This is a genomic window from Euhalothece natronophila Z-M001 (assembly GCF_007904085.1).
Classification (GTDB): domain Bacteria; phylum Cyanobacteriota; class Cyanobacteriia; order Cyanobacteriales; family Rubidibacteraceae; genus Halothece; species Halothece natronophila.
The window spans coordinates 2,022,554-2,048,404 of record NZ_CP042326.1; the positions used below are offsets into that span (position 1 = coordinate 2,022,554).

Annotated in this window: 31 protein-coding genes; 17 read left to right on the forward strand and 14 right to left on the reverse strand. The window is 41.0% G+C overall.

All coding sequences use genetic code 11. The annotated features are described in order from the left end of the window. Positions 1–235: 235 nt before the first annotated feature. Complete coding sequence (thrS, locus tag FRE64_RS09810) at positions 236–2,065, forward strand: threonine--tRNA ligase (protein WP_146295900.1); 1,830 nt, start codon at positions 236–238, stop codon at positions 2,063–2,065. Between the two features lie 9 nt (positions 2,066–2,074). On the opposite strand, the gene ebsA is transcribed toward thrS, so the two are convergent. Further along, positions 2,075–2,452 carry a type IV pilus biogenesis protein EbsA gene (gene ebsA / locus FRE64_RS09815; protein ID WP_146295901.1) on the reverse strand — a complete coding sequence of 126 codons (378 nt, stop codon included), beginning with the start codon at positions 2,450–2,452 and terminating at the stop codon, positions 2,075–2,077. Between the two features lie 30 nt (positions 2,453–2,482). Here ebsA and dusA point away from each other — a divergent pair, with 30 nt between their 5' ends. Beyond that, positions 2,483–3,499, forward strand: coding sequence for a tRNA dihydrouridine(20/20a) synthase DusA (gene dusA, locus FRE64_RS09820; RefSeq protein ID WP_146295902.1), 1,017 nt, complete (start codon positions 2,483–2,485; stop codon positions 3,497–3,499). On the opposite strand, the gene FRE64_RS09825 is transcribed toward dusA, so the two are convergent. From FRE64_RS09825 to FRE64_RS09835, 3 genes are read right to left on the reverse strand one after another with little or no spacing between them, the layout of a single operon-like run. Continuing rightward, positions 3,479–5,659, reverse strand: coding sequence for a ComEC/Rec2 family competence protein (locus tag FRE64_RS09825; protein WP_146295903.1), 2,181 nt, complete (start codon positions 5,657–5,659; stop codon positions 3,479–3,481). The genes dusA and FRE64_RS09825 overlap by 21 nt on opposite strands. Positions 5,660–5,705: 46 nt before the next feature. Then, positions 5,706–6,377: a hypothetical protein gene (locus FRE64_RS09830; protein WP_222597806.1), complete on the reverse strand. Its 672-nt coding sequence runs from the start codon at positions 6,375–6,377 to the stop codon at positions 5,706–5,708. A 23-nt stretch (positions 6,378–6,400) separates the two neighbouring features. Then, complete coding sequence (locus FRE64_RS09835) at positions 6,401–6,610, reverse strand: hypothetical protein (RefSeq protein ID WP_146295904.1); 210 nt, start codon at positions 6,608–6,610, stop codon at positions 6,401–6,403. Between the two features lie 124 nt (positions 6,611–6,734). Here FRE64_RS09835 and FRE64_RS09840 point away from each other — a divergent pair, with 124 nt between their 5' ends. Further along, complete coding sequence (locus tag FRE64_RS09840) at positions 6,735–7,175, forward strand: beta-lactamase hydrolase domain-containing protein (protein WP_146295905.1); 441 nt, start codon at positions 6,735–6,737, stop codon at positions 7,173–7,175. Here the strand turns inward: FRE64_RS09840 and FRE64_RS09845 are convergent. Further along, positions 7,159–7,554, reverse strand: coding sequence for a Fur family transcriptional regulator (locus FRE64_RS09845; RefSeq protein ID WP_146295906.1), 396 nt, complete (start codon positions 7,552–7,554; stop codon positions 7,159–7,161). The genes FRE64_RS09840 and FRE64_RS09845 overlap by 17 nt on opposite strands. 94 nt (positions 7,555–7,648) lie before the next feature. On the opposite strand from FRE64_RS09845, the gene purS reads away from it, so the two are divergent. Together purS and purQ are read left to right on the forward strand one after the other, a co-directional pair. After that, a complete protein-coding gene (gene purS / locus FRE64_RS09850; protein WP_146295907.1) occupies positions 7,649–7,927 on the forward strand; it encodes a phosphoribosylformylglycinamidine synthase subunit PurS in 279 nt (92 codons plus the stop codon). A 3-nt stretch (positions 7,928–7,930) separates the two neighbouring features. Continuing rightward, entirely contained in the window at positions 7,931–8,626 is a 696-nt protein-coding gene (gene purQ / locus FRE64_RS09855; RefSeq protein WP_146295908.1) for a phosphoribosylformylglycinamidine synthase subunit PurQ, read from the forward strand. A 104-nt stretch (positions 8,627–8,730) separates the two neighbouring features. Here purQ and FRE64_RS09860 read toward each other — a convergent pair whose 3' ends face one another. The 3 genes from FRE64_RS09860 to FRE64_RS09870 are packed head-to-tail and all read right to left on the reverse strand — an operon-like array spanning position 8,731 to position 10,612. After that, positions 8,731–9,558, reverse strand: coding sequence for a class I SAM-dependent methyltransferase (locus FRE64_RS09860; protein ID WP_146295909.1), 828 nt, complete (start codon positions 9,556–9,558; stop codon positions 8,731–8,733). A gap of 12 nt (positions 9,559–9,570) precedes the next feature. Then, positions 9,571–10,110, reverse strand: coding sequence for a bifunctional pyr operon transcriptional regulator/uracil phosphoribosyltransferase PyrR (gene pyrR, locus FRE64_RS09865; protein WP_146295910.1), 540 nt, complete (start codon positions 10,108–10,110; stop codon positions 9,571–9,573). A gap of 16 nt (positions 10,111–10,126) precedes the next feature. Continuing rightward, the gene (locus FRE64_RS09870; RefSeq protein WP_146295911.1) at positions 10,127–10,612 is read right to left on the reverse strand and encodes a DUF2062 domain-containing protein; all 486 of its coding nucleotides are present in this window, start codon (positions 10,610–10,612) and stop codon (positions 10,127–10,129) included. A gap of 145 nt (positions 10,613–10,757) precedes the next feature. Here FRE64_RS09870 and FRE64_RS09875 point away from each other — a divergent pair, with 145 nt between their 5' ends. Next, on the forward strand, positions 10,758–11,690 hold the full coding sequence (locus FRE64_RS09875; RefSeq protein ID WP_146295912.1) for an NAD-dependent epimerase/dehydratase family protein: 933 nt from the start codon (positions 10,758–10,760) through the stop codon (positions 11,688–11,690). A 7-nt stretch (positions 11,691–11,697) separates the two neighbouring features. Here FRE64_RS09875 and FRE64_RS09880 read toward each other — a convergent pair whose 3' ends face one another. From FRE64_RS09880 to groES, 4 genes are all read right to left on the reverse strand, one after another. Beyond that, the gene (locus FRE64_RS09880; protein WP_146295913.1) at positions 11,698–12,030 is read right to left on the reverse strand and encodes a type II toxin-antitoxin system PemK/MazF family toxin; all 333 of its coding nucleotides are present in this window, start codon (positions 12,028–12,030) and stop codon (positions 11,698–11,700) included. Between the two features lie 6 nt (positions 12,031–12,036). After that, positions 12,037–12,276 carry an AbrB/MazE/SpoVT family DNA-binding domain-containing protein gene (locus FRE64_RS09885; RefSeq protein WP_146295914.1) on the reverse strand — a complete coding sequence of 80 codons (240 nt, stop codon included), beginning with the start codon at positions 12,274–12,276 and terminating at the stop codon, positions 12,037–12,039. Between the two features lie 120 nt (positions 12,277–12,396). Then, entirely contained in the window at positions 12,397–14,019 is a 1,623-nt protein-coding gene (gene groL / locus FRE64_RS09890) for a chaperonin GroEL (protein ID WP_146295915.1), read from the reverse strand. A 36-nt stretch (positions 14,020–14,055) separates the two neighbouring features. After that, on the reverse strand, positions 14,056–14,367 hold the full coding sequence (groES, locus tag FRE64_RS09895) for a co-chaperone GroES (protein ID WP_146295916.1): 312 nt from the start codon (positions 14,365–14,367) through the stop codon (positions 14,056–14,058). Between the two features lie 164 nt (positions 14,368–14,531). Between groES and FRE64_RS09900 the strand changes: the two genes are divergently transcribed. Together FRE64_RS09900 and FRE64_RS09905 are read left to right on the forward strand one after the other, a co-directional pair. After that, the gene (locus tag FRE64_RS09900; protein ID WP_146295917.1) at positions 14,532–14,942 is read left to right on the forward strand and encodes a (2Fe-2S) ferredoxin domain-containing protein; all 411 of its coding nucleotides are present in this window, start codon (positions 14,532–14,534) and stop codon (positions 14,940–14,942) included. An 84-nt stretch (positions 14,943–15,026) separates the two neighbouring features. Then, on the forward strand, positions 15,027–15,686 hold the full coding sequence (locus tag FRE64_RS09905) for a response regulator transcription factor (protein WP_146295918.1): 660 nt from the start codon (positions 15,027–15,029) through the stop codon (positions 15,684–15,686). On the opposite strand, the gene FRE64_RS09910 is transcribed toward FRE64_RS09905, so the two are convergent. Further along, positions 15,675–16,964, reverse strand: a complete 1,290-nt coding sequence (locus FRE64_RS09910) for an O-antigen ligase family protein (RefSeq protein WP_146295919.1) — start codon at positions 16,962–16,964, stop codon at positions 15,675–15,677. The genes FRE64_RS09905 and FRE64_RS09910 overlap by 12 nt on opposite strands. Then, positions 16,965–17,813, reverse strand: coding sequence for a YaaW family protein (locus FRE64_RS09915; protein ID WP_146295920.1), 849 nt, complete (start codon positions 17,811–17,813; stop codon positions 16,965–16,967). It abuts the gene before it with no gap. A gap of 180 nt (positions 17,814–17,993) precedes the next feature. On the opposite strand from FRE64_RS09915, the gene FRE64_RS09920 reads away from it, so the two are divergent. The 9 genes from FRE64_RS09920 (at position 17,994) to FRE64_RS09960 (ending at position 25,816) form a co-directional block, all read left to right on the forward strand. After that, on the forward strand, positions 17,994–19,043 hold the full coding sequence (locus FRE64_RS09920) for an NADP(H)-dependent aldo-keto reductase (RefSeq protein WP_146295921.1): 1,050 nt from the start codon (positions 17,994–17,996) through the stop codon (positions 19,041–19,043). Between the two features lie 5 nt (positions 19,044–19,048). Then, a complete protein-coding gene (locus FRE64_RS09925) occupies positions 19,049–19,846 on the forward strand; it encodes a DUF4230 domain-containing protein (protein ID WP_146295922.1) in 798 nt (265 codons plus the stop codon). A 26-nt stretch (positions 19,847–19,872) separates the two neighbouring features. Continuing rightward, positions 19,873–20,493 (forward strand): cob(I)yrinic acid a,c-diamide adenosyltransferase, encoded by a 621-nt coding sequence (cobO, locus tag FRE64_RS09930; RefSeq protein WP_146295923.1) that lies wholly within the window; start codon positions 19,873–19,875, stop codon positions 20,491–20,493. A gap of 15 nt (positions 20,494–20,508) precedes the next feature. Beyond that, positions 20,509–21,069 (forward strand): glutathione S-transferase family protein, encoded by a 561-nt coding sequence (locus tag FRE64_RS09935; protein WP_146295924.1) that lies wholly within the window; start codon positions 20,509–20,511, stop codon positions 21,067–21,069. A gap of 19 nt (positions 21,070–21,088) precedes the next feature. Further along, positions 21,089–21,820 (forward strand): RadC family protein, encoded by a 732-nt coding sequence (radC, locus tag FRE64_RS09940; RefSeq protein WP_146295925.1) that lies wholly within the window; start codon positions 21,089–21,091, stop codon positions 21,818–21,820. A 4-nt stretch (positions 21,821–21,824) separates the two neighbouring features. After that, the gene (locus FRE64_RS09945; RefSeq protein WP_146295926.1) at positions 21,825–22,136 is read left to right on the forward strand and encodes a TMEM14 family protein; all 312 of its coding nucleotides are present in this window, start codon (positions 21,825–21,827) and stop codon (positions 22,134–22,136) included. Positions 22,137–22,295: 159 nt separating this feature from the next. Next, positions 22,296–23,033 (forward strand): biliverdin-producing heme oxygenase, encoded by a 738-nt coding sequence (locus tag FRE64_RS09950; protein ID WP_146295927.1) that lies wholly within the window; start codon positions 22,296–22,298, stop codon positions 23,031–23,033. 101 nt (positions 23,034–23,134) lie between these two features. Further along, positions 23,135–25,045, forward strand: a complete 1,911-nt coding sequence (locus tag FRE64_RS09955) for a GTPase family protein (RefSeq protein WP_146295928.1) — start codon at positions 23,135–23,137, stop codon at positions 25,043–25,045. A gap of 87 nt (positions 25,046–25,132) precedes the next feature. Further along, positions 25,133–25,816, forward strand: coding sequence for an ATP-dependent Clp protease proteolytic subunit (locus FRE64_RS09960; protein ID WP_146295929.1), 684 nt, complete (start codon positions 25,133–25,135; stop codon positions 25,814–25,816). Positions 25,817–25,851 lie beyond the last annotated feature (35 nt).

Here is a 25,851-nt window from a genome sequence, read left to right on the forward strand (position 1 = left end):
TTCACAGTAAATAGCTGATTGCTCTCGACTTTAACTGTATTTTACAGTGCCGTTGCTGAATAGAAGGCTTATTGCTCAAGTTGATCAATAACAGGGCGCAGTTTTAGTGAGAATCCTCTCATCACATTAAGATAAAATGTAGTAGTTGCTGTAACATTGTTCTTACATTTGTGCTTAAGATAAAAGTAGAGCATAACTGCTTAAGTTGTTAGATATAGCTAATCTTCAAATTACAATGTCTAGTGTAGAATCCCCCGTAAGCCAAGAAAAATCAGAAGCCATTCATCTGCCAAAAACCAGTGAATCAGAAAAACTAAAGCGCATTCGTCATACTGCATCTCACGTTATGGCGATGGCTGTGCAACGGCTATTTCCAGAAGCACAAGTGACAATTGGCCCTTGGACAGAAACTGGATTTTACTATGACTTTGATAAGCCAGAACCCTTTACAGACGAGGATTTAAAAGCCATCAAAAAAGAGATGGTGAAAATTATTAAGAAAAAATTACCAGTAATTCGAGAAGAAGTCAGCCGTGAAGAAGCCAAGCAACGGATTGAAGAATTACAAGAACCCTACAAACTAGAAATTTTAGACGATATAGAAGGGGGCCCCATTAGCATTTATCATCTAGGGGAACAATGGTGGGATTTATGTGCTGGCCCTCATGTGGAAACGACAGGAGATTTAAACCCCAAGGCGATTGATGTAGAAAGTGTTGCTGGAGCGTATTGGCGCGGTGATGAAAATAACCCCCAACTACAACGGATTTATGGGACAGCTTGGGAAACCCCGGAACAGTTAGCAGAATATAAACGTCGTAAAGAGGAAGCCTTAAAACGAGATCACCGCCGTCTCGGAAAAGAGTTAGGATTATTTTTATTTACAGATCCAGTGGGCCCAGGTTTACCTTTATGGACTCCCAAAGGAACGATGTTACGGAGTCTTTTAGAGGATTTTCTCAAGCAAGAACAACTTAAACGCGGCTATTCCCCTGTGGTAACGCCTCATATTGCGCGAGTGGATTTATTTAAGACTTCTGGACATTGGCAGAATTATCAAGAGGATATGTTTCCCTTGATGGCGGAAGATGAAAAAGCGGCGGCGGAAGAACAAGGGTTTGTGATGAAACCCATGAATTGTCCGTTCCATATTCAAATTTATAAGAATGAGTTACATTCCTATCGCGATTTACCTATTCGCTTGGCGGAGTTTGGCACAGTTTATCGTTATGAACAGTCGGGAGAATTAGGGGGATTAACCCGTGTCCGTGGATTTACAGTGGATGATTCCCATTTATTTGTCACGCCTGATCAACTTGATGATGAATTTCTCAGTGTTGTGGATTTAATTCTGTCAGTGTTCAGAAGTCTCCATTTGGATAATTTTCGGGCGCGGTTAAGTTTTCGGGATCCTGAGTCGGATAAGTATATTGGTTCGGAGGAGGCTTGGAATAAGTCTGAAAATGCCATTCGTCGTGCAGTTGAGAAACTGGGGATGGATTATTTTGAAGGCATTGGTGAGGCGGCATTCTATGGTCCAAAATTAGATTTCATCTTTGAGGATGTGTTAGGACGAGAATGGCAATTGGGAACGGTACAGGTGGATTATAATTTACCTGAACGGTTTGATCTCACCTATACGGCTGAAGATGGCACTCGCAAGCGTCCTGTGATGATTCACCGAGCGCCATTTGGTTCGCTGGAACGGTTGATTGGGATTCTGATTGAACAGTATGCTGGTGATTTTCCTTTATGGTTAGCCCCTGAACAAGTGCGCTTGTTACCTGTCACTAATGAACAGTATGAGTTTACCCAAAAGGTAGCCAGTCAAATGCAACAAGCCGGGATTCGGGCAAAAGCGGATCTCAGTGGGGAACGGTTAGGCAAACTGATTCGCAATGCCGAGAAACAGAAAGTGCCTGTCATGGCAGTTGTGGGGGCAAAAGAAGTAGAAGCAAATAGCCTCAGTGTGAGAACTCGTGCTTCTGGTGAGTTGGGTGCAATGGAAGTGTCGCAGGTGATAGAGAAGCTAAAAAGCGCGATCGCGCAGTATGAAGATTTCTAGCTTCTTTGATTAGGTTGCGGGCAATTTCAGTAATTGTCGATAAAACTCTTTGGGGAAATCAATTACCCCTTCCCGCTGGTAGTTCCTAATCACTTCGATAAGGTAGCCAATAAAGTCCTCGTTTTTGAGGACTACTTCATAATTGAGGTCGGGACTACCATCAAATTGTAACCGACACCGAGTTTGTTCAAGCGGAAGAGAGGAAACCGTCCAAGTAGCAATAAAGGGAATGGCTTTCCCCCCTTCAATGGGGCGTTGCCCTTCTAGTTTTCCTTCTCGATAAAGGCTAATTGCTAAAGGTAGCCAACTACGTTTTGCCCCTGGATAATAAGGATTATAAGGGATAATGTCTTGTTGATTAACGGGTTTGAGATTATCAATTGGCATTGTTGTTAGTTAAGTTATTATTGATTTTTTATGGTTTCTACTGACCTTGTTAAGTCACCACCAACTTTTGATTATGCCACAGGGAATCCTCTCAGTGTTGCGCCAATGATGGATCGCACGGATCGTCATTTTCGCTATTTAATGCGATTGATTACCCGTAAGACTTTACTTTATACAGAAATGGTAACTATTCCAGCGATTATTAACGGCGATCGCGCGAAACTTTTAGATTTCTCTCCTGAAGAACATCCCTTAGCGTTACAAATTGGTGGCGATGATCCTGAAAAAGCAGCGGAATGCGCTCGCATTGCAGCCGATTGGGGGTATGATGAGATTAATCTTAATGTGGGGTGTCCCAGTGATCGCGTTAAAAGTGGCAATTTTGGGGCTTGTCTCATGGCGCAACCTGAAATTGTGGCAAAGGTGGTAGAAGCGATGCAGGAAGCAGTTAATATTCCTGTAACGGTTAAACATCGCATTGGTATTGATGAGCGCGATCGTTATGAGGATATGGTAGAGTTTGTGCGAGTAGTGTCGGAGGCAGGATGTCAACGGTTTACAGTTCATGCACGGAAAGCATGGTTAAAGGGGTTAAGCCCAAAAGAAAACCGCAATGTTCCTCCTTTACGTTATGAGGATATTTATCGTCTCAAACAAGATTTTCCCCATCTCTTTATTGAAATAAATGGGGGGATTAAAACCCTCAGTGAAATTAAAGAACATTTATCCCATGTGGATGCGGTAATGATTGGACGGGCTGCCTATGATAATCCTGCTTTATTTGCCACAGTTGATCAAGAAATTTATGGGAAAGAATCTACATCAATTACGATGAAAGAAGTCGTAAGAAAAATGTTTCCTTATATTGATTATTGGGTTAGTCGAGGGGTGAAGTTGAATCGGATTACCCGCCATTTAATTCATTTATTTAATGGGCAACCAGGGGCAAGATTATGGCGACAATATTTGACCGAAAAAGGTTGTGGTGTTGATGTTGGGGTAGAAGTTGTGGAAGAAGCATTAAAGTTAGTTGAAGAGCGAGTTTAAGCCTTGTTTAGGAGTCCATTGAATCGCTCCATTTTTAGAGGTACTATAAAAGTTAATATTGGTTTGATTCATGTTTCTTTCTAGTTCCTCTGTAGATTGATTAGTAATCGTGATCGCGCTTTCTGGGGTTAATTGATTAAGCCAATTTTGATTAATTTCTGTTCCTTCCCATAAAAGAATATCTGCATTAGTCTCTGGATTTAAACTCGGTAAATTTTGAGTGGGATGGCTGAGAATTAACCATTGTTGATTCCCCATCGTAATTGTGATTAAATTTTCCTCAGTTCGTTTAATTTGTAATCCTGTCTCATTAATAATTGTGTTACCTGTAGAGATGGCTTGAGTATTGACATTAGAAAGATTTTCTACTGTATTTTCTAACTGCGGCTTAAACCATAAGTGTTGGACATTAAATTGATCATGTAAGTTTCGCCATTGATTATTGGAATGAAGCGCGATCGCGTGATTAATCCTTTGAATCCCCTCAGCTTCTAAAAACGGAGAAAGAACATAACTAATAGTATTGTCATTACCGCAATTAATTAATGTAATATTTCCCCGATTTTGGATTAAAATAGTTGCTGGAGGAGGGGTGGCAAAAACGGTTATTTGTCTTTGGGTTAATTGTTGATAAGTGATGGGAACAATTAAAAGCGCGATCGCGCCGAAAGTAGCATATTTCCAATACTGTTGAACAAGGGCTGATTTCCAGATAAAAATCATTAATGTATAGGTTGCTAAAACTTGCCATAATGCAATTTGACCGAATAATAGATAAAAACCTGGTAATTGATTAACCAGTTTCACCACTGCTATTAAAAGTTGTACAAAGGGAGAGAGAAAAAGCGCGATCGTACTGCCTAAGGGAACAAATATTAACCCAACTCCTGCACTGAGCATTCCGCCAAAAATAATGAATACCACAAATGGCATCAATAAAATATTGAGGATAATACTATAAGTTGCGACTGTGCCAAAATGAAATAACTGTAACGGAAATATCCACGGAAAAACTGCAACAGGAACAGCAATGAGAGAAGCAATAGTTGGCGGAATAAACTCTAGCTGACGAATGATAATAGGAGTAGTAATAATTAACCCTAATGTGGCAAGAAAACTAAACTGAAAGCCCAAATCAATAACCCATAAGGGATTAATTAGGAGTAAAATTGTGGCAATTACTAACAGCGATCGTAGTGAATTTACTTTGCGTTCAGTTAATATTCCTAATAAAACAGCCACTCCCATTAAACTTGCTCTTAAAATAGATGGCTGTAACCCAGTTAACCCGATATAAAGAATTAAAATCAGGATTCCCACCCCAAACCGAGTTAATTTTTGAAAACGTTGCGTAACCGCTAAAACTACTCCCAATAATAAAGAAACATGAAACCCAGAAGCAGCTAAAATATGCGCTAATCCTGCTCTTAAAAACTGTTCTTGTAGATCAAAGGGCAAACTAACAACTCGCCTTCCCAAAACCATAGCACTTACTAAAGTTCCTTGAGGACTTCCTAACCCCTCAAAGTGAACCTTAATAATGCGTTCCCGTAACCACCACAATCCCCAATTATTTTCTTCAATTACAGTTACTTGTTGCCCACTAATTCCTGCAAATGCCCCATGACGTTGAAGATAATCTTTAAAGTTAAATTGTCCGGGATTATTAGGACTTTTAGGCTGATAAACATAGCCTCTAATTTCTACAACTGACCCTGGGGTTAAAGTGTTTTCTAACTCTCTTGGAAGAGTAACATAGAGTTTTCCTGTAACATGAGATTGCTTCTCTGCGTCTTGAACTGATAACCAGAATCTTAACCTTTCCTCACGGTTTAGTGTAGGGGAGTTTAAAACTTTTCCCACAACCGTTATTTGAATTCCATTTGCATCTGAAGGAATGATATGGCTAACATCATGAGTCGTGGCTGTAGGGAAGCGAAAATTAAAAGAAATAACTCCAATTAGAGCAATTATAATAATAAGAAAAGTAGAGCGCGATCGGAATTTCCATTGATAGTCAGGAAGTAAAAACTTCCAACTAATTCCCCCAAGGATGCCCCCAAAAATAAGAATAGTCAGCCAGTATTGCTCTATTCCTGCTGCAATTAAAAGACCTGCAATATAAGCTAAACAAAAAAGTGAAACCTCTTTGCCATACATCTGGTTTATGGGTTATTGATTAACCACTTAGTTTAGCATGACTTAATTAGCTTTTCTGCTGAACTTCCTCAGTATCAGGATCAAAGAACCAGCGATCGCCGTTTACTTGAAAGAGTAATCTACCGTTGCGCCACCCTACAGCCTCATAGATCTGTTCAGTGGGGGGCTGCGCTTCATGATTAGGAGTACGCACTGGCATCGCGCTTTCCTCTACAGTTTCCCCAAGTTGCTTGCGATCAACAACAGTCAGTGTGCGATCACCTGCGGGGCCTTTTTCTACAAAAACAACGTATTGTGAATCTTCACTCCAAGGTCCAATGGTAATATTTCCCCCATACTGGAAGGTAGCAGGTTGGAGTTGCTGGGTATGTGGTTTGACTAGCCAGCCAGCACTATGGGCGGCTCCCGAAGTTACCAGTGCTAGCCAGCTATTATTAGGAGCAACTGATCCCTCCGAAAAACGCTCGGAAGCCCCAAACTGGGTATCTCTATCAACAGGAATTTGGTTGGGAATCTCGTCTATTTCCAAGATTATGGCTTCGTCCCCTGAACGGATTTCCTGATCAGTGACATTGAGGGGTGAAAGATTTTCCTCAGACTGAGAATTATCAGGAGTTTCAGGGGAAGATTCCTCGATTTCTGTTGATCGACAACTACTAAGGAAAAAGGCAACTGTAGCGATTGCAATGAGAGACAATCTAGTTTTTTTAGGCATCATCAAATCTCTTAAGTGAGATGATTCTAAGTACAGGATAAAAATTGTAAAAACTCAAGAAAATGACGGTGTTTGAGATCTACATCATTAATAACCGAACGGAGATAATCAAGACCATAGCGAAAAAGACTGTTTTCTCTTCGTCCATGTTTTCTAACCTTAACAGGCGTGTGAGAATGTAACCACTCCCAGCGTACAGCGAAAGCGACGAGAGTTAACAGTGTAGCTATTAGCATCGGCAGCTAAAGCGTCTTTTCCCAAGATGAGGTTAAATGCTCTACCACCGACTAAGTTGAGAGAAGACAAATGTTTGTTGACCCAGTTGGTAAAATATTCTTAGTTAGTTATTGAGAAATTATTATGGAAAATACGATCGCGCTTTCTCCAGAATTTACCATTGCTGGACAAATTACTCCTGAACAGCTACAAGCTGCAAAAGCAGAAGGCTATCAAGCGGTGATTAATTTACGAGTGCCAGGAGAAGAGGGCTTTTTGGATACTGAACAGTCAGAAGCGGAAAAAGCTGGACTCAATTACGTTAATATTCCAGTCTCTCCCCAAGAACTTAACCAAGTCGCTGATCAGGTGGTCTCTCAATTAGATCAGTTGCCAAAACCAGTTCTTGTTCATTGTGGGAGTGCTTTAAGAGCAGGCGTTATGGTCTTAGCTTACTTAGGAACACGGGAAGGAAAGAGTGCAGAAGAAGTCTTAGAACAAGGAAGACAAGCAGGGTTTACAGTGATTGATAGCAAACCCCCGCTCAAGCAATTTGTTGAGGATTATATTAAGAGCCATTCGTAAAGGCTTGACATTTGGCACAGAGTCCGAAAAATTCTAAGCTGTGGTAAAAGACTTGAAACTTATGAGAGGTCTCTAGCTGTTCTTCTAGCTGATGTACAGGACATTCCTTAATAGGAACCGATGCACCACAGTTAAGACAGGTTAAATAATGTTGATCTCGTTCAATAGACTCATATAATGATTCTCCTGTAGGAAGAGTGCGGGCTTGCACTGCCCCTTCTAATTTTAGGCTGTCGAGGGCGCGATAAACTGTGGCAAGTCCCAGTGCTTGGTTGCGCTGGCGTAGTTCCATATAAATTTCTTGTGCCGATAAAGGTTTGTTAACCTCATAAAGCAGTTTAATAATGCGCTGTTGAGAACGATTCCGTTGCGCTTTCATTATTATGGTCAGTAATTATATTTGGTGTCAGTTAAACAATATCAAGTACAATGTTGTACTCTAGGAATGCCAACGGTTGTTAAAAAAGAAAACAGTGAGTCAGCAAACCTATAAAGCTCAAGTCTATGTTACCTTACGTCCTTCAGTTTTAGATCCTGCTGGGACAGCAGTTGCTTCAGGATTACAACAGTTAGGTTATACGGGCGTAGAGGATGTGAGAATTGGTAAATATATTCAATTAACCCTTACCACCGATAGTGAGGAAAAAGCGCGAGAACAAGTGCATCAAATGTGTGACCAATTATTGGCTAATCCCGTAATTGAAGATTATTCTTTTGACTTAGAACAGTTAGCAACCATTGTGGGAGGGTAAAGGATGAAGTTTGGTGTGGTTGTTTTCCCTGGATCAAACTGCGATCGCGATGTTGCTTATGTTACGGCTGATATTTTAGGGCAACCGACTCGTTTGGTTTGGCATCAAGAAACGGAAATTACTGATCTAGATGTCATTGTGATTCCAGGGGGATTTAGTTATGGGGATTATTTAAGATGTGGCGCGATCGCGCAATTTTCCCCCATTATGAAAGCCGTCAAAGAACACGCAACCAAGGGAAAGTTTGTCTTAGGCATCTGTAATGGGTTTCAAGTTTTAACAGAAGTCGGTTTATTAGACGGTGCATTAATTCGCAATCGGGATTTACATTTTATCTGCGATCGCGTTTTTTTAAGAGTCGAAAATAGTCAACTGACTTGGACAAATAACTATCAAGAGAAATCAGTTATTACCCTACCGATTGCCCATGGCGAGGGGCGATATTTTGCTGATGCTGATACCTTAAAATCCTTAGAAGATCACGGACAAATTCTCTTCCGTTACTGTAATTTCAAAGGAGAAATAACTGAAGAAAGTAACCCCAATGGTTCATTAAAAAATATTGCAGGAATTACCAATAAAAAAGGCAATGTGCTAGGAATGATGCCTCATCCAGAACGTGCCTCTGATGACGTTTTAGGAGCGAGTGATGGCTTAAAGTTATTTCAAGGATTATTAAAAGGAACAATTGCAGTTTAAATGTGGTTATTTGTCCTCTGTCCTCTGTCCTTCGTAAACCAATGACTAATGACCAATGACCAATGACTAATGACTAATGACTAATAACTAATAACCAATGACAGTTATCTTTTCTGCACTAGATGAAATGTAGAAAGGTAATGAGTGTTGAGACTATCTCCAACATGATGCTGTAATGACTCCTTTAAAGCTGTTAATAGATTGTTTCTCTGGGTTTCTTCTAATCTCATATAAGGAGATAACGTGCTTAAAAGCATTATGTACTCATCAACTGAGTAACTTAATTCCTTTACGAATTGCCCAGTGGATAAATTTTCAAAATCCCCTGAATTAATTAACTGTTCTCCAAATTGATCTAAATGTTCTTGATAGCGACTTAACTCTTCATATCCAATTAAATTGGGCGCGTAAGTTTGATAAATTTCTTTTAAAAAAGAATCATAAATCTCCTTACTCGGTTGTGGTGGCGTATTCCAAAGGAGAATTAAAAATCCATTTGCTTTGAGAGCGGCAGCCGATTTTGAAGTGGCTAAATTGCGATCTAGCCAGTGAAAAGATGTAGTAGCAACAACAGCATCAAATGTTTCTGGCTGTAATTTCCACTCTTCAAAGGTCGTATTAAGTATCTCAACCTGAGAATAGTTTTGACACCTAGCTTTGGCTAAATCTGCTGATTCTGCACTGGGTTCAATGCTGACAATAGAAAACCCCCGTTCTGCTAACTGCGTAGTGGCAATTCCTGGACCGCAGCCAATTTCAAGAATAAAGGAATTGGGCTTTAATTGTGCTTTCTTAATAATCTCATCAATGACTTGAGAGGGATAACGGGGTCTGCTTTTATCATACGCGATCGCGACTTGAGAATACCAATTTTTTTTACTTTCTAAACTCTGAGATTGGATCTGTTGAAGTTGTTGCTGAAATTGATTCATTTTGTATTTCTTTTAAGTAGGACGAGTCAATTCAACAGCATCTCGTCCATCGTAACTTTTGAGATAGACAGTTACTCTCTCTTGGGTAGCGGTGGGTAAAGTTTTTCCCACTAAGTCAGGATGAATGGGAAGTTGGCGATGACCACGATCAACTAAAACTACTAACCAGATAGTTTCTGGTCGTCCATATTCAGTAACGGCATTGAGGGCAGCGCGGGCAGTGCGTCCCTTATAGATGACATCATCTACTAAAATTACTACTTTATCGGTTAAATCAAAGGGAATATCGGTTTCAGCAGGAGTACGAGTTTTAATTTGGTCTAAATCATCGCGATAAAAGGTAATATCGATCGCGCCTACTGGAATCGCAACCCCTTCTAAGGCTTCTACTTGTTGGGCTAAGAACTGGGCTAAAGGAACGCCTCGGCTTTGAATCCCTAAAAATACTAACTGCGATAAGTCATCCGCTTTTTCAATAATTTGGCAAGCCAGCCGCGTAATCGCCCGTCTGATTTCTTCTGCTGAGAGAATTTCAACCACTTGTGAAGACATTTTTCTTGCTGATTAATTATTCCTTAGCTGAGTAATTTCTGATACGGGGAATTAGCCATAGTCCGAGAAAATAACTTAAAATACCAGCGATCGCGCCGACAACGAAACATCCGAATATGAGGGTAATACCAAACTCCCATCCTGCTTTGAGAAGTTGTTGGGTAGAAGTCCAATCGATATCACTGGAGGCCTCATCAGTGCCAAGAATCAACTGTCCCACATTAAAATTAAAGATATAAATGGGAACATAGGTGAGAGGATTACTAATCCAAGTACCAACCGCAGCCGTTAACTTATTACCTCGTACTGCCATGGCAAGCACTAACCCGAGAATGGTTTGCGCTCCAAAAAAAGGAAATAAGCCAGCAAACACCCCCACTGCTAACCCACGGGCAATTGCTGGGGTGGTACTACGTAACCGAATTAAACGGAGATAGAGATAGCGTAGTTGTCGTTTCCACAAAGATGGTTTTCTCTTATTGATAAAAGATGTGGGTTGCATGAATTGATGTTAACTTATCCGAAAGATTGCAATGAATGCTAGTTTTATCTTAACTTGTGATTCTTGTCTTGGGAGGATTGCAGTGAAATGGACGATAATGAGATCATTAATTTAGCACACCCACTGCTTTGGAGGAACATTGATCATGCGGATTTTAATTATGGGAGGCACTCGCTTTATTGGCGTTGCCCTAACCGAACTTTTAGTAGAACAAGGGCATGAAGTCACGTTATTTAATCGGGGGAATAAACCCTCTCCTATAAAAGAAGTCAGAGAAATTCATGGAGATCGTAAAGATGCTAACCAACTGAAAGACAAGCTCGCTTCTGAACATTTTGATGCTATTTTTGATAATAATGGTCGGGAATTAAGCGATACCCAACCCTTAGTGGAAATATTTAAAGATCAATTACAACATTTTGTTTATGTCAGTTCCGCTGGTGTTTACCAGAAATCGGATCAAATGCCCCATTATGAAACTGATGCCATTGATCCCAAGAGCCGTCATAAAGGCAAACATGATACCGAAAAATACTTAAATGAAATGGGAATGCCTTGGACTTCTGTGCGCCCTGTGTATATTTATGGAGCAGGAAATTATAATGATTTAGAAGCCTGGTTCTTTGATCGAATTGTGCGCGATCGCGCTCTCCCTATTCCTGATCATGGAGAGTATATCACCCAATTGGGTCATGTGCAAGACTTAGCCCGAGCCATGGCTAGCATTTTAGGCAATCAAAACGCGATCGGACAAGTTTATAATATTTCAGGAGAACGGTATATTACTTTTAATGGAATTGCCCGAGCTTGTGCGAAAGCCATTGGAAAATCTCCCGATCAATTAAACTTAGTTCACTATAACCCTAAGAATTTTGATTTTGGAAAACGGAAGGCGTTTCCTCTAAGAGCGCAGCATTTCTTTGCTGATATTCATAAAGCCAAAGCTGACTTAAATTGGCTTCCTCAATATGATTTAATTAGTGGCTTAAAAGACTCTTTTGAAAAGGATTATTTAGCCAAAGATCGCCAAAATGCAGACATTGATTTCTCCATTGACGATCAAATTATTAAAGGATAGAGAAAACTTAAAAAATTAAAGGTTCTAGTTTTGCCATTACCTCTTCTATGACAGCTGATGGAGCATCTTCAATGTATTGCACATTTCTTGCTTTCCAGTCGATACTTTTGAGGTGGTGAACTAAGACAACTCCATAAACTCTCCCAGGGTTATCTCTAATTTTCACTTCTAAAGAAAAACCTTTACTTTTTGTGGTAATTGGGCAGGTAAAAGCTAAGGAAGAAATTTTATTGAACTTTTGAGGCGAAATAATAAGCCCAAAACGCTCCCCGCATTGCTCTCGTCCAGTGCGGGGGTTGAGGTTTAGATGAACAAAATCTCCACGAGCTGGAATATACATTAAACCCTACCAGACCTCTTTACCAACTGGTTCTCCCCATTCTGTCTCTCCTTCAAAATGTTCTGGGGAAACCCCTTCGAGTAATTCATCCAAAGTATATTTGGGCTTGGGACTCAGAATAATTGATCCTTCCTCAGAAACAGTAAAAGATACATTAACGCCTTCTTTTAAATTAGCCTGTTCCGCGATCGGTTGCGGAATCCGAACTGCTAAACTATTGCCCCATTTTCTTACTGAGGTTGTCATAATCCAGTTCCTTCATCATTACTTGTATATTCTATGTAGATACTAATTTAAAAAATATCAAACGTCAAATACAAAAATTCCCCCCTCACAGATTAAGGGGGGAGCAGCTTAGATTAGAGATTAGTAATCAAAATCATCACCAGCACCAGCGCCAGCTTTATCTTTCTCAGCCTTGTCCGCTACGATACATTCGGTCGTTAAGACCATCGAAGCAATAGAAGCTGCATTTTGTAGTGCTGAACGAGTTACCTTCGCAGGGTCAACAATGCCCGCTTCTAACATATCCGTAAAGGTGTCATCCGCAGCATTATAGCCAATATTGAAGTCTTTTTCTTTCACTCGTTCCGCAATAACAGCCCCGTTTGCACCAGCATTTTCAGCAATGCGTTTTAGGGGTGCTGTTAAGGAGCGCATTACCAGCATTGCACCAGTAAGGGCTTCTCCTGTGAGGTTGTCTTTTGCCCATTTTTCTAAGTCTGGGGCTAAGTGGGCTAAGGTTGTCCCACCACCAGGAACAATGCCTTCTTCTACCGCCGCTTTGGTAGCGTTGATCGCGTCTTCTAAGCGGAGTTTGCGATCTTTCATTTCGGTTTCAGTGGCAGCACCCACTTTGATTACTGCAACCCCACCAGAGAGCTTACCGAGACGCTCTTGTAATTTTTCTTTGTCGTAGCTGGACTCGCTTTCTTCAATTTGACGGCGAATTTGGTCGCAACGGGTTTTAACCGCTTGTTCGTTTCCTTCTGCAACTAAGGTGGTGTTGTCTTTAGTAATAGTTGCGCGACGGGCAACACCGAGCATATCTTGGGTGGCGTTTTCGAGTTTTAGCCCAGCGTCTTCAGTGATAACTTGACCGCCTGTTAGCACTGCAATGTCTTCTAACATTTGCTTACGGCGATCACCAAAGCCAGGCGCTTTTACAGCTGCTACGTTTAATACGCCACGGAGACGGTTAACAACGAGGGTAGCTAGGGCTTCTTTCTCGATGTCTTCAGCAATGATTAATAAGGGCTTACCAGAGCGAGAGACTTGTTCTAAGATGGGAACAATGTCTTGAATAACCGTAATTTTCTTATCAGTGAGAAGGATATAGGGATCATCTAATACCGCTTCCATCCGCTCGGTATCAGTGGCGAAATACGGGGAAATATAGCCTTTATCAAAGCGCATTCCCTCGGTAATTTCTAATTCAGTGGTCATGGATTTCCCTTCTTCTAGGGAGATGACCCCTTCTTTGCCCACTTTTTCCATTGCTTGGGCAATCATGTCTCCCACTTCTGAGTCATTACCAGCGGAGATAGTTCCCACTTGGGCAATGGATTTGGGATCGCTAATGTCAGTAGAATGCTGTTGAATTTGTTCTACTAAGAAGCCCACTGCTTTGTCGATGCCGCGTTTGAGCGCGATCGCGTTTGCACCAGCAGCAACGTTTTTCAGCCCTTCTTTAACTAAAGCATGAGCTAAGATAATGGAAGTGGTTGTCCCGTCACCAGCGGCATCATTAGTTTTAGATGCAGCCTGACGAATGAGAGACACACCCGTATTCTCAATGTGATCTTCTAATTCGATTTCTTTGGCAATGGTGACACCATCATTAATAATCTGTGGTGCGCCATATTTTTTTTCGAGAACGACGTTGCGTCCTTTTGGTCCCAAAGTAACTGCAACGGATTCGGTAAGGAGGTCAATACCACGTTCTAAAGCGCGACGGGCTTGATCGTTGTAAATGATTGATTTAGCCATAATAATTTCCCTTTTCTGAGTCGAAGTCAGATAGTTTTAGTTAACAACTGCAAGAATGTCTTTTTCGGATAAAAGAACGTAGTCTTCGTTACCGAGTTTGATATCAGTTCCAGCGTATTTAGAATAGAGAACTTTATCACCGACTTTTACTTCTGGTTCGGTACGGCTACCATCGTCATTACGTTTTCCAGGTCCGACAGCAACAATTTCACCGACTTGTGGTTTTTCTTTGGCGGTGTCAGGAAGAAGAATACCGCCTGCGGTTTTTTCCTCTTGAGGACTGATTTTTACGAATACGCGGTCTGCTAAGGGTTTGACTGTAGAGACACTAAGGGATACAGTTGCCATAAGTTAATTTCCTTTTTTTTAGCACTCTCTTGTTCTGAGTGCTAATTTATCCGAATTAACCAGTGCTTGGCAACTAAGAAATAAGTGTGGGTTTCCGTACCTGCTTTTCTGGTGCAGACGGATCAGCTATTCTAGTGCTTAGATAGTTTTGGCAAAATCACGTGATGTCAGAAGTTAGTAGGTTACAAGAAACCGTTAATAATCTCGCATTACAGAAAATTCAACGTCATATTTTTCTGTGCGCGGATCAAACCAAGCCCAAATGTTGTTCCCATGAAGCAGGAGTAGAGTCTTGGAACTACTTGAAACGACGTTTAAGTGAATTAAAGCTGGATCAGCCTAACAGTGATCCCAGTTGCTTAGTCTTTCGCACAAAAGCCAATTGTCTGCGCGTTTGTTGTTCTGGACCTATTTTGTTGATTTATCCTGAGGGGGTATGGTACCAAAAAGCAACACCAGAGGTAATTGAACGGATTATCCAAGAACATTTATTAAATAACTGTTTAGTGGAGGAATATTTATTCTTACACCGTTGTTTACCCAATTCTGAATTACAAACAGATCAAGTGCCATGATAAGGTATTATAGTTCGCGATATAATACTTAGGTACAACTAATTTCTTAAGATAGCTTTATCGTGCTACTGGGAATAATAACAAATGAAAGAAACTGTGGAACAAGAAGCCCCAAAATTACTCTTAATTGATGATGACCCGAATTTAATTCTGCTGGTACAAGACTATTTAGAATTTCAAGGATATCAAGTTACAACCGTCGATAATGGTAAAGAAGCCCTCGAAACGTTAGAGGAAGAAATTCCTGACTTAATTATTTGTGACATCATGATGCCAGAAATGGATGGCTACGAATTAGTGGAGCGCATTCGTGAAGATAGTCGCATTAGTTGGATTCCAGTTATCTTTTTATCAGCTAAAGGACAGCCTAATGATCGCGTTAAAGGCTTAAATACTGGTGCAGATGTTTATTTAATTAAACCCTTTGAACCTGAAGAATTAGTCGCACAAGTGGAATCTTCTTTGAGACAAGCCAATCGCTTTTTAGAGAGAAGTCAATCTAATGGTGGCTTTGCAGAAGAAGGAGAGAAAATAGAAGTTCCTGAAGGAGTCACTTTAACGCGCACTGAAACCAAAGTGGTGCAGTTTGTTGCCCAAGGATTAGCGAATCGCGAGATTGCTGAGAAACTCGATGTCAGTCAGCGCACTGTGGAATCTCATGTCTCTAATATGTTGAATAAAACTCGCCTCCATAATCGGACAGAGTTAGCACGTTGGGCAATTCAAAGCCATTTAGCTCACTAGTTTTTTTCCGAGAATTAAATGGCGGTAGTTATGGCTAACCCCATGAATCATGGCAAAGAGTAGCCATCCCAGAAGGTTAAGCCTGAGATCAAAGAGGGTAACATCAGCAAAATTAAAAATTGTCAGGGCTAAAAACGCAACAATAAAGGTGAAAAAAATCAGCTTGTCTTGTTGCCATTGCTGTGCACCCGGAGTTGGTGTTAATTCTGACCAAATAGTTAATAAAACTATAGATCGCGCGATCGCGCTGCCCACTAAGATCAGGAAAAATAATAGTCCGGGAATCCCAATTTCAGTGCTGAGCATCAAGGGAAGACTATGAGGATGCCCTAGCCAAGTCCCTGCTGCTTGCTCATAAATGGGAGTAAAATTTCGTAATCCCCAACCAAACAGAGGACGCTGTTGAGTTAACTCCCAAGCAAATTGCCAGATTGTAGTGCGGAGTCTTTCAAAATCGCGATTGTATATTTCACCATTAACACGCCCCCAAATATAATAGGGAATAATCCAACGTAACCAATGATTCAAGGGAGACGGAGCAAACGCAGCACCAAGAATAGTGATTACTACAGTACTTCCGAAAGCAATTAACCAGTACCAGCGTAGATAAAAAACAAACGTTGTTATTACTAATAGAAGTCCGATCCAACCATTACGAGAACCCGTTAAAAATAAAGCCCCTGCTAGTAAAAAAACAATTGCTGTTAAGCCCAACCATTCCCATAATTGCTTTTTTCGCCAACGATAGGCTTCTACCCATAATCCTAAAGCAAGGGTAAACATGACTAATAAATAGGCAGCAGCGGTATTGGCGTTGAGTAAAATACTTTCCAATCTATTTGAGGGAGCGATATGCCACCCTAACATCGGTTGTAAACCCTCTGGTGTTGTCCAATTTGCTGTAATTTGTCCAATCCCTAAAATCGCGATCGGAATTGCCGCTGCTACCCCTAGCCAAGCCAAACGTCTTAACTGTGCGGGCGTTTCCACCAGCACACTCATTCCCATCAAAACAATAAAAAAGGGAACAAAATTAGCAATTCCTAACCAAGCCTCCTGTGGATATGCTGCGGTGGTTGAAGTTACGCATAGCCAAAGCGTAAAAGCCAATAATCCCCACACTAAAGGTCGTTTCAGGAGTTCCTGTTTTTCTTTTATCACCACCACACTGGCAATGATTAGTAAACCGATAGAGCCAAACGTGGGCAAAAAAGGGAAAATCAAAAACATCCCTTGTCCCCAACGCCATAACCGAGGTAAACGTTCTGAAGTTAGCATTTAAGCAAATTGCCAGTCAGCCTCATCTGCACGGATTAGGCGAATTTGGGCTAATGCAAAAACCGTTGGGATAATCCGCCCATAATTGGTCGCAATTGTTTTCCAGCCTAAATCTGCCACCAAGCAACCCCATAAAATAGGCCCTAAAAAAGAAAATACTGTACGAGTCGCCCCATAACGCGCTGCATTTAAAGCCATTCCTTGTTGAGCCGCTTTCAGGGTAAGATGACTTTGGAATTGAGCAGCGGCTGCTGTTCCGCCACGAATTACAGCATTTTTGGCTACTTGATAACGAGCAAAATGAAAAGCAAACTGACGGGCAATTTGTTGCAAGAGCCAAGGACGTAGAATAGAACTAACTGCAACGACACTCCCTCCTTTAAGAAGGAAATTAATCGGATTGTGTTGAATTTGAGGGGGTAAAGGTTCTGGGGCTTTTGCCTCGGTTAGAGACTCTTGAATTTTAGCGTTAAGGGAGGCTTTCTCCTGAGCAGGTAGTTGCTTCCAAGCCCGACTCATCAAGTGGAGAAAAATCTCAGCTTCAAGATCAGTGGTAGAAAGTTGATTAGAAAAAGAGATTTTTAGGTAGCTACATACCCGAATTAAAACTTGGCGATAACTTAGTTGTTGACTGCGCTGACGTAACACGGTAAACCCATCTGCTGCTAAAAACCGAAATCGATGCTCGATCGCGTCTAGCCATGCTGAATGCTCTTTACTTTGAATATCTGCTGGTTCTGGTGTCCCAAAATAATCAAGGGGATTAAATCGACGACAAAAAAGGATTTCCGTAATCTGTTTTAATTCTTCTTCTGTGGCTAATTCCAAAGCCATTCTTAATTCATCCAAGGATCCAACCCTCCGCACAAGCAAGCTCGTTCCCATTTAATTCTAATTCATCTCACAAAAAAAACATTGTTATCTTCTGAAGTTCTGCTTTTTAGCAAGAGTGAAAAAGATTGAGCTAATCGGGGGGATTGCTTGTTAATCTAGGGATACTTAGGATCTCCTAAAAATGGATTAAACATTATGGAATATCGTCAGCTTGGAAAGAGTAATATCGAAGTCAGTCTCATCTGTTTAGGAACAATGACTTGGGGAGAACAAAACACTCCCGAAGAAGCATTTGAACAGATGGATTATGCCCTCGAACAGGGGATTAATTTTTTTGATACGGCGGAAATGTATGCAGTTCCCCCAAGGGCGGAAACTTATGGGCGCACTGAAGAAATTATTGGTGACTGGTTTCAAAGTCGGAAAACGCGCGATCGCGTCATTCTTGCCAGTAAAGTTGCTGGAAAAACCAGCATGGATTGGATTAGAGGCGGAAAAAACCAGCTTGATCGCCCGAACATTACAGAAGCCCTCGATAATAGTCTCAAACGCCTCAAAACAGACTATATTGACCTTTATCAACTCCATTGGCCAGATCGCCCGAATAATCGCTTTGGGAAACTCGGCTTTAACCTGTCTCAGGATGAACTTCCCCCCGATGAAGTCGAAAAAATGCACGAAATCTTAACAGTTTTAGGAGAATTTGTAGAAGCAGGAAAAATTCGTACCATTGGGTTATCTAATGAAAGCCCTTGGGGAGTAATGACCTATTTATATCTAGCAGAAAAATATAATTTACCGCGTATGGTGAGTGTTCAAAATGCGTATAACCTTATCAACCGTAAATTTGAGATCGGCTTATCAGAAGTGGCGGTTTGGGAAGACTGTGGCTTGCTTGCTTATTCTCCCCTTGGTGGCGGCACCTTAACTGGAAAATATCTTGGCGGCAATATTCCCCCTGGAAGTCGGCGCAGTCTGGATTCTCGTTCCTCTCGCTATGATAATCCTCGTACCGAAAGTGCCACTAAAGCCTATGTGGAGGTGGCAAAACGTCATAATCTAGATCCTGCACAGATGGCGCTTGCATTTGTCAATCAACAACCCTTTGTAACTTCAAACATTATTGGAGCGACTACAATGGAACAATTAGAAACGAACATTGGGGCAATTAACTTAAAATTATCAGAGGAGGCTTTAAAAGATATTGAAGCTGTCCATAATGATAATCCTAATCCTGCCCCCTAAATTGCATGATAGAAACTAAAGAACATTCTCCCTCTCTAATTAGTGATCGTAATGATGAATCCAACTTAAATCCTCAACAACCTATTACTCCCCCCACTCGTCAGTCTCACCCGGCTGTGTCTTTTCTCAAAATATTGGTCTTACTGAGTCTGGGGGGAATTGGCATGGTAACCCTATTAATTCTCTATAGCATCTGGCGCACCGGCGATCGCGCTTTTACCTTAGTTGAAAACTTTTTAACCGCCCCCCCTCCAGAACCAGAAGTGTCTGTTCCCACCATGATTGTGAGTCAAGTGCAAGAAGTCAGTGAGTTAACCACCTCTGTTTTTACCATGGAATCCATTGTTCCCACCCAACAAGATCGCAAAGTGGGGAATTTAACGGTGGGAACCACTCGCCTTCTCTATATTGCCCAAGGAGAAGTTCGCGCAGGTGTCGATTTAAGCCAGATGAGTACCGATGATGTGGTAGTCAATGAAGACAGTGTGACTGTTACCTTGCCGCCAGCCAAAATTCTTGATCATAAACTGGATGTTTCAGAATCTAAGGTTTATGACTACGATCGCGGTTTTCTGAATTTAGGGCCTGATGTTGCCCCCGAATTACAAACCTTAGCCCAACAAAAAACTTTAGACAAAGTCGTTACCGCCGCCTGTGAAGAAGGGATTTTAGATCAAGCGCGCGATCGCGCTGAAATAACCGTGACTGAGTTATTAAAAGCCAGTAGCAAAAACCATGAGGCTTACAGTAATATACAAGTTGTTTCTGAATCCTCTCCCAGTTCTACTTGCACGGTAAAATAGCATTAATTTATTGTTTTAAGAGAATTATGACCAACTCAGAAACTCAACTCTCTTCCGAAGCCTATAAACAGAAAATGCAACGGCGGAAGGAAGTGCAAGAACAAAGACTGCAAGCCCGATCCAAAGAAAAGGGCTTAGTTATCATTAATACTGGCCCGGGAAAAGGCAAAACCAGTGCCGCATTAGGAATGGTAGTACGTTCCCTTGGGCATGGCTTTAAAGTTGCCATCATTCAGTTTATCAAAGGGGCTTGGGAACCCGCAGAAAGAAGAGTCTTTGAACAGTGGCAAGATCAACTTGTCTTTCACGCCATGGGAGAAGGCTTTACTTGGGAAACTCAAGATCGAGAAAGAGATACCGAAAAAGCCCAAGAAGCATGGAATACCAGCTTAACTTATATCCATGATCCCAACTATCGCCTAGTATTACTGGATGAAATTAATGTTGCCCTGAAATTAGGCTATCTTGATGTGCAAAGTGTCATAGAAGGCTTAGAAGGCAAACCAGAAGACTCTCATGTTATCTTAACGGGTCGAGGGGCAAAAGATGAGTTAATTGAAGCTGCGGATTTAGTCACAGAAATGAACTTAATTAAACATCCTTTTCGGGAACAAGGGGTTAAAGCCCAAGCTGGAATTGAGTTTTAATAAGGAGGAAATAATATGATTAAACTGTACGGTGGAAAAAGAAGTCGGGCCGCGATCGCGCAATGGTACTTAGAAGAACTGCAAGTTCCCTATGAATTTATTACCCTTGATATGGAAAATGGGGAACACCGCAAGCCCGAATTTCTGGCGATTAATCCCATGGGAAAAGTGCCAGCAATTGAGGATAATGGCTTTTATTTGTGGGAATCTGGAGCAATTTTATCTTATTTATCGGATCAATACGCTAAAGAACAATCCACTCCACAAAAACGCGCTGAAATTAATCAATGGATTCTATTTGCTAATGCTACTCTTGGCCCAGGAATTTTCATCGAAAGCAGTCGCGAAACAGAAAAATCTAAACTTTTTCCTCCGTTAAATGATCATCTCAGCAAGCATGATTATTTAGTTGATAATCAATTTACCGCAGCCGATGTTGCTGTGGGCGCTTATTTAGCCTATATGCCAATGATGCTACAATTAGACTTTTCTGATTATCCTGCCATTGCTAATTATGTTAAAAGATTATCAGAACGGGATGGTTTTAAGGCCAGTCTTGGTAGTCGTAGCAATTAGGAATTAATCTTTTTTTTCAATGAACTATTCCTTAAGAATTGCTGACTTACCCCCAACCGAAAGACCCCGTGAACGACTATTACAAATGGGGGCAAAGCATCTTAGTGCAGCCGAACTTATTGCCATTTTACTCGGAACAGGACAAGGTGCTGGTAAACTTTCTGCTGTGGGGTTAGGTCAATATATTTTACAACAATTAGGGGAAGATCAACGAGAACCCTTAGAAGTTTTAAGAGAAATTACTCCCCAAGAATTAATGCAAATTTCGGGAGTGGGGCCAGCAAAAGCAACCACGATTTCCGCTGCAGTAGAATTAGGAAAACGTGCCTTTCAAATCCGCCCTAATGATAGAACCGTTATTGATAGCCCTGAAGCTGCTGTTGCTGCCTTAAGTCAAGATTTAATGTGGCAAAGTGCCGAACGGTTTGCAGTTTTATTATTAGATGTCAAAAATCAATTATTAGGCTTAAAAGTCATTACCATAGGCACAGCAACTGAAACCATTGCCCATCCCCGAGACATTTTTCGGGAGGTCATTCGCCACGGGGCGACTCGCGCCATTATTGCCCATAATCATCCCACTGGCAATGTCGAGCCAAGTAAAGAAGATATTAACTTAACTGAACAAATATTACAAGGTGGGCAAATGTTGAATTTACCGATTGTTGATCATTTAATTTTAGGGAATGGCAAATACCAAAGTTTAAGAAAAATTACTAAAATTTGGGAGGAGTTTCCTCAAGGAGATTAAATTAATGAATGTGGCAAACATTGCTGTAATTGTCTATGGTGTCCTTGCAATTGTTGGCGGTGTGATGGGTTATAAAAGCGCAGGGAGTAAAGTTTCTTTAATTTCTGGTAGTATTAGTGGCGTTATTCTGTTACTAGCAGGAATTGCCAGTTTACTAGAACAAGATTGGGGATTAATCCTTGGTAGTATTGTTAGTGCTGTTCTAATTATCGTCTTTCTCTCTCGCCTCTGGAAAACCCGAAAATTTATGCCTGCAGGGTTAATGATTATTGCAGGAGCAGTGGTTTTAGTGCTAACTGTGCCAGCAGTTATTTAGGGAAAAATGCAGGGGTTTCCCTTGCCCTTGCCACTCTTAAACATTCTTAATGAAAATTATCCTCAATTTCGTTTAACGTATTGTAATTAAGACCTTTTTTAATACTTTTAGAAACGTTAAAAGTAATCCTGTCGTTTACACAAGCCAAGCGTCTTTAATATGAGCGTAGAATTAGCCACAATGTTAAAAGAGGGGACAAAGAAGTCCCACACAATGGCAGAAAATGTTGGGTTTGTCAAGTGTTTCTTGAAAGGAGTAGTCGAAAAGAACTCCTATCGCAACTTAGTTGCCAATCTCTACTTTGTCTATTCGGCAATGGAAGAGGAAATGGCAAAACACACCAACCATCCCATTGTTTCTAAAATTTACTTCCCTGAATTAAACCGTAAAGAAAGCCTAGAGGAAGATTTACAATACTACTTTGGCAACAACTGGCAAGAAACCGTTACCCCTTCTCCCGCTGGAGAAAAATATATTCAGCGCATTCGGGAAGTGTCTGAACAATCCCCAGAATTATTAGTAGCGCATTCTTATACCCGTTATTTAGGGGACTTGTCTGGGGGACAAATTCTTAAAGGAATTGCCCAGCGAGCCATGAATTTAGAAGACGGTGAAGGAACTTCCTTCTATGAGTTTGATGCGATTTCTGATGAGAAAGCATTTAAGGATAAATATCGGACAGCCTTAAATAATTTACCCATTGAACAAGAAACCGCAGATCGCATTGTGGATGAAGCCAATGATGCTTTTGGCTTAAATATGAAGCTGTTTAAGGAACTAGAAGGGAACTTAATCAAAGGTATTGGGGTTATGCTATTTAATAGCCTCACTCGTCGCAATCGTTCCGGTAAAAACAAAACTAATGAAGGATTTGCCACTGCCGAGTCAACGAATTAGGGTTTGATTCTGGTATAGCGAATGCTGATTAAGACAACCCAGTTGGTAGGGTGACATTGGTTATCTTACGGACTGGGTTGTTGTAATTACGGGCTTAAGAAATGATACAGTTAAAACCTTGGCAATGGCTGGTTTTGGGAGCGCCTTTCCTCTCAATTATTTTATTTATTTTAATTGCGGCAGGATTACAAATTCATGCTTGGGGCATTAGTTGGATTTGGGGCATATTTATCCTAATCTTTCTGGGTTGGCGTTGGCTATTGGCAAAATGGACAAAGCCAGTTTTTGAGGAAGAACTAGAAGCAATTACCTCTGAGGTAAATCAGGAATTAGAAGCGAGTGCAGAAGAAGACATCTCTGACGATGAGACTCTCAATCAGCAAGTAGAAGAGATTTTAGACAAAATTTTAACTCAGGCTCAAAATGATCCACCGATTTGGGAAGATTGGCAATTATTTTGGGAACGCTGTCAAGAAGTAGTTAGCGCGATCGCGCTCATTTATAATCCTGACACCAAATATCCCCTACTCAATATTTATATTCCCCAAGTTTATAGCTTAATTCGGGGAACTGTAGATGATGTGGATGAGTGGATACAAAAACTGTCTCCTGTTCTCAATCAGGTAACAGTGGGGCAAGCCTATCGTGCTTATGAAGTATATCAAAAAGTGCAACCTTCGGCTAAAACTGCTCTAAAAGTATGGAGTTTGGCACAATGGGTGATTAATCCTGTGGCAGCAGCAGCAAAACAAGTGAGTAAAAAATCTAATCAACAAGCTAATCAACAATTAATCGGTAATTTATCTAAAATCTTACGGCAAGTGGCTCTGAGACAGCTAGCTAAACGAGCAATTGCGCTTTATCGGGGCAAAAAAGTAGCAACCCCTTCTCTAGTAGAACAACCGAAACCATCGGAGTTTCCTGAAGCTAAAACCGAAACCATTCAAGCAATTCTTGAACAAGCTGAACCGCAAGCAGAAGTAGAACAAAAGCCCGTTAATCTTCTACTGGTGGGGCGCACAGGAGGCGGAAAAAGTAGTGTCATTAATACCTTATTTCAGTCCCATCAAGCTGCTGTGGATGTTTTACCGAGTACTGATGAAATTATCAATTATCACTGGGAAAGTATTACTGGCGATGCGTTAACTCTTTGGGATACTCCCGGCTATGAACAGGTAAGTGGAGGAAATTTAAGAGATTTAGTGTTAGATTATGCCAGCACTGCCGATTTATTGTTATTAGTTACTCCTGCCACTGATCCCGCTTTGGCAATGGATTCGGAGTTTTTAGCAGATTTGCAAACGGTAGTTAGTGATTTACCAACGATTGCCGTAGTTACCCAAGTAGATCGCCTACGCCCGATTAGAGAATGGAATCCTCCCTATGATTGGGAAAATGGTACGCAACCGAAAGAAAAAAGTATTCGAGAGGCAACTGCTTATCGACAGGAAGAATTAGGAAAATTTTGCCAACAGGTATTTCCGTTAGTGACGTGGGAACAAGATAGTAACCGTCAGCCTTGGAATGAGCAACAATTATCTCAAGCCCTTGTTAATACCATTTCCCCTGCTAAGGAGTTACGCTTAGCGAGATTTTTGCGCGATCGCGAAACCCGAAGTGTGGCGGCTGCCAAAATTATTGATCGCTATACGAAACAGATGACTACGACTCAGGGCTTAACTAATTTGGTAAAAACTCCTATTTTGGAGTATCTTTCTACCTTTTCTACGGGTTCCCCCATGTTAGGAAAACTACTGATGGAGCAAATTCCTGTGGAACAATTGCCCCTTGTTGTGGGTAAATTACAAATGGCATATGATCTATTTAATCTTTTAAGCGATGATAGAAATGGTCAAGAATTTGATCTGCGATCGCTGTGGTCATTATTATTAAATAATTCCGCATCCCCAGAAAAAAATGCTTTTGCCTTTGGTCATGCTTTAGTTACCTATTGGACACAAGGTTTAAGTATCAGTCAACTACGGGAAAAATTTGAAGAATATCTAGACTAATCTAAGGAATCATCTTAAGTCTTGGTCAGGTAAGTTAAGATAGGTTTACAGAAAACCAGTGAAATAGCCCTTTTTTGTCATAATAAGATGAACGCACCAATTCGAGGAATGCAAGCACCCTATTATGGAGGTGGTAATATGCGTACTCCGCCTCCAGACTTACCCTCTTTGCTTTTAAATGAACGCATCATTTATTTAGGTTTACCTCTGGTTTCTCCAGATGAGTATAAAGAACAAATTGGGCTTGATGTTACAGAACTAATTATTGCTCAACTGTTGTACTTACAGTTTGAAGATCGCGAAAAGCCAATTTACATGTACATCAACTCCACAGGAACATCTTGGTATGGTGGAGAAGCTATTGGTTTTGAAACGGAAGCCTTTGCTATTTGCGATACCATCAATTATATTGAGCCTCCTGTGAATACCATCTGCATTGGTCAAGCCATGGGAACAGCAGCTATGATTTTGTCTTCAGGGACAAAAGGATATCGTGCTAGTCTTCCTCATGCCACCATTATTTTGAACCAGCCTCGTCAAGGGGCGCAAGGACAAGCTACTGACATTCAAATTCGGGCAAAAGAAGTTTTGGCTAATAAAGATGCCATGTTAAACATTTTGGCGCGAAATACTGGTCAGTCGAAGGAAAAAATTGCCAAAGACTCAGATCGAATGTTCTATCTGAGTCCCCAAGAAGCCAAAGAATATGGGCTGATTGATCGCGTTTTGGAAAGTACTAAAGAACTACCTTCTACTGCCGGTATTGTTTAGTCAAGCCTTGTTAGGCAATTTCATAATAAATACAG

Bases quoted from the DNA above. Each gene is read 5' to 3' on its own strand.
- thrS (WP_146295900.1), top strand. From the start codon at position 236: ATGTCTAGTGTAGAATCCCCCGTAAGCCAAGAAAAATCAGAAGCCATT.
- ebsA (WP_146295901.1), bottom strand. From the start codon at position 2,452: ATGCCAATTGATAATCTCAAACCCGTTAATCAACAAGACATTATCCCT.
- dusA (WP_146295902.1), top strand. From the start codon at position 2,483: ATGGTTTCTACTGACCTTGTTAAGTCACCACCAACTTTTGATTATGCC.
- FRE64_RS09825 (WP_146295903.1), bottom strand. From the start codon at position 5,659: ATGTATGGCAAAGAGGTTTCACTTTTTTGTTTAGCTTATATTGCAGGT.
- FRE64_RS09830 (WP_222597806.1), bottom strand. From the start codon at position 6,377: ATGATGCCTAAAAAAACTAGATTGTCTCTCATTGCAATCGCTACAGTT.
- FRE64_RS09835 (WP_146295904.1), bottom strand. From the start codon at position 6,610: ATGCTAATAGCTACACTGTTAACTCTCGTCGCTTTCGCTGTACGCTGG.
- FRE64_RS09840 (WP_146295905.1), top strand. From the start codon at position 6,735: ATGGAAAATACGATCGCGCTTTCTCCAGAATTTACCATTGCTGGACAA.
- FRE64_RS09845 (WP_146295906.1), bottom strand. From the start codon at position 7,554: ATGAAAGCGCAACGGAATCGTTCTCAACAGCGCATTATTAAACTGCTT.
- purQ (WP_146295908.1), top strand. From the start codon at position 7,931: ATGAAGTTTGGTGTGGTTGTTTTCCCTGGATCAAACTGCGATCGCGAT.
- FRE64_RS09860 (WP_146295909.1), bottom strand. From the start codon at position 9,558: ATGAATCAATTTCAGCAACAACTTCAACAGATCCAATCTCAGAGTTTA.
- pyrR (WP_146295910.1), bottom strand. From the start codon at position 10,110: ATGTCTTCACAAGTGGTTGAAATTCTCTCAGCAGAAGAAATCAGACGG.
- FRE64_RS09870 (WP_146295911.1), bottom strand. From the start codon at position 10,612: ATGCAACCCACATCTTTTATCAATAAGAGAAAACCATCTTTGTGGAAA.
- FRE64_RS09875 (WP_146295912.1), top strand. From the start codon at position 10,758: ATGCGGATTTTAATTATGGGAGGCACTCGCTTTATTGGCGTTGCCCTA.
- FRE64_RS09880 (WP_146295913.1), bottom strand. From the start codon at position 12,030: ATGTATATTCCAGCTCGTGGAGATTTTGTTCATCTAAACCTCAACCCC.
- FRE64_RS09885 (WP_146295914.1), bottom strand. From the start codon at position 12,276: ATGACAACCTCAGTAAGAAAATGGGGCAATAGTTTAGCAGTTCGGATT.
- groL (WP_146295915.1), bottom strand. From the start codon at position 14,019: ATGGCTAAATCAATCATTTACAACGATCAAGCCCGTCGCGCTTTAGAA.
- groES (WP_146295916.1), bottom strand. From the start codon at position 14,367: ATGGCAACTGTATCCCTTAGTGTCTCTACAGTCAAACCCTTAGCAGAC.
- FRE64_RS09900 (WP_146295917.1), top strand. From the start codon at position 14,532: ATGTCAGAAGTTAGTAGGTTACAAGAAACCGTTAATAATCTCGCATTA.
- FRE64_RS09905 (WP_146295918.1), top strand. From the start codon at position 15,027: ATGAAAGAAACTGTGGAACAAGAAGCCCCAAAATTACTCTTAATTGAT.
- FRE64_RS09910 (WP_146295919.1), bottom strand. From the start codon at position 16,964: ATGCTAACTTCAGAACGTTTACCTCGGTTATGGCGTTGGGGACAAGGG.
- FRE64_RS09920 (WP_146295921.1), top strand. From the start codon at position 17,994: ATGGAATATCGTCAGCTTGGAAAGAGTAATATCGAAGTCAGTCTCATC.
- FRE64_RS09925 (WP_146295922.1), top strand. From the start codon at position 19,049: ATGATAGAAACTAAAGAACATTCTCCCTCTCTAATTAGTGATCGTAAT.
- cobO (WP_146295923.1), top strand. From the start codon at position 19,873: ATGACCAACTCAGAAACTCAACTCTCTTCCGAAGCCTATAAACAGAAA.
- FRE64_RS09935 (WP_146295924.1), top strand. From the start codon at position 20,509: ATGATTAAACTGTACGGTGGAAAAAGAAGTCGGGCCGCGATCGCGCAA.
- radC (WP_146295925.1), top strand. From the start codon at position 21,089: ATGAACTATTCCTTAAGAATTGCTGACTTACCCCCAACCGAAAGACCC.
- FRE64_RS09945 (WP_146295926.1), top strand. From the start codon at position 21,825: ATGAATGTGGCAAACATTGCTGTAATTGTCTATGGTGTCCTTGCAATT.
- FRE64_RS09950 (WP_146295927.1), top strand. From the start codon at position 22,296: ATGAGCGTAGAATTAGCCACAATGTTAAAAGAGGGGACAAAGAAGTCC.
- FRE64_RS09955 (WP_146295928.1), top strand. From the start codon at position 23,135: ATGATACAGTTAAAACCTTGGCAATGGCTGGTTTTGGGAGCGCCTTTC.
- FRE64_RS09960 (WP_146295929.1), top strand. From the start codon at position 25,133: ATGAACGCACCAATTCGAGGAATGCAAGCACCCTATTATGGAGGTGGT.